General features: G+C 67.0%; 1 protein-coding gene. It reads right to left on the reverse strand.

All coding sequences use genetic code 11. The annotated features are described in order from the left end of the window. A partial coding sequence (locus CH341_RS31385) for a phosphomannomutase/phosphoglucomutase (RefSeq protein ID WP_111423623.1) occupies positions 1–1,240 on the reverse strand: 1,240 nt, incomplete at both ends.

Consider the following 1,240-nt stretch of genomic DNA (forward strand, 5'->3'; position numbering starts at 1 on the left):
GAAAGTGTTTCACCACCGCGTCGACCACGCCGTATTTCGTCTCGTCGGCGCAGTGCGGCGACATGGTCGGCGACGACCACGTCCTCGGGAGCGCGTCTCTCAGCTCGGAGAGGCGCTTGCCCGGATTGCGGTCGAGCATGTCGCAGATCGCCAGCGCCGAGACGAGGCCGTCGTCGTAGCCGCGGCCGAACGGCGTGTTGAAGAAGAAGTGGCCCGACTTCTCGAAGCCGACCAGCGCACCGAGCTCGTTGGTGCGACGTTTCATGTAGGAGTGGCCCGTCTTCCAGTACTCGGTTCTTGCGCCGTTCGCGATCAGCACCGGGTCGGTCGCGAACAGGCCCGTGGACTTCACGTCGACGACGAACTGCGCGTTCGGGTGCAGCGCGGAGATGCCGCGCGCCAGCATCACGCCGATCTTGTCGGCGAAGATCTCTTCGCCCGTGTCGTCCACCACGCCGCAGCGATCGCCGTCGCCGTCGAAGCCCAGGCCCACGTCGGCGCCGTTCTCCAGCACCGCGTCGCGGATGGCGTGCAGCATCTCGAGGTCTTCAGGGTTCGGATTATAGCGCGGGAAGGTGAAGTCGAGCTCGGTGTCGAGCGGCACCACCTCGCAGCCGATCCTCTCCAGGATCGTGGGCGCGAAAGCGCCGGCCGTGCCGTTGCCGCAGGCGCAGACCACCTTCAGTTTTCGCGTCAGCGGCGCCCGCCTGGTGAGATCGGCGATGTAGACGTCCGGGAAATTCTCGACGAAGCGGTACGAGCCGCCGCCGGCGAGGTCGAAGTCGGCGGCCAGCACAATCTCCTTCAGCCGGGTCATCTCCTCGGGGCCGAAGGTGAGCGGGCGGTTCATGCCCATCTTCACGCCGGTCCAGCCGTTGTCGTTGTGCGAGGCCGTCACCATGGCGACGCAGGGCACGTCGAGGTCGAACTGGGCGAAATAGGCCATCGGCGTGATGGCGAGGCCGATGTCGTGCACGGTGCAGCCGGCGGCGAGCAGGCCCGACACCAGCGCCGTCTTGATCGAGGCCGAGTAGCTGCGGAAGTCGTGGCCGGTGACGATCTCCGGTTTCACGCCCGAGCGGCGGATCAGCGTGCCGAGCCCCATGCCCAGCGCCTGCACGCCCATCAGGTTGATCTCGGTCTCGAACAGCCAGCGCGCGTCGTACTCGCGAAAGCCCGTCGGCTTCACCAGCGGCAGCGATTCGAACGCGTAGGTGTTCGGCGAGAGGGCAGGGCGGGG

It is taken from the genome of Rhodoplanes roseus, from assembly GCF_003258865.1.
In the GTDB taxonomy this organism is placed as follows: Bacteria; Pseudomonadota; Alphaproteobacteria; order Rhizobiales; family Xanthobacteraceae; genus Rhodoplanes; species Rhodoplanes roseus.